Annotated in this window: 1 pseudogene (only partly in view); it reads right to left on the reverse strand. The window is 34.5% G+C overall.

Going from position 1 to position 308, the window contains the following annotated elements:
- Positions 1 to 292, reverse strand: a pseudogene (gene secA, locus G3997_RS08535) (preprotein translocase subunit SecA) (its annotated part extends 242 nt beyond the left edge of the window); the annotation flags it as partial.
- Positions 293 to 308 lie beyond the last annotated feature (16 nt).

A 308-nucleotide genomic window follows, 5' to 3' on the forward strand; every position in this document is an offset into this window, starting at 1 on the left:
TATCTATTATTACTCCGCATGTTAATCCAAGGAAGTTATATATTGGTTCCATAAGTTCTTTGTCACGTTTTGCTARRTAATCATTTACAGTTACTACATGTACTCCCTTTTCGCTTAATGTATTTAAATATACTGGTGCTACTGCTACTAATGTNTTTCCTTCTCCTGTACGCATTTCTGCTATTTTTCCTTGGTGAAGTACTATKCCTCCTATTAATTGGACTCTATATTGTCTCATGCCTAAAACTCTTTTTGACGCTTCACGAGCTACTGCAAAAGCTTCTACTAATATATCGTCTAATGTTTCC

The organism is Romboutsia sp. 13368 (assembly GCF_018336475.1).
Taxonomy (GTDB): Bacteria; Bacillota; Clostridia; order Peptostreptococcales; family Peptostreptococcaceae; genus Romboutsia.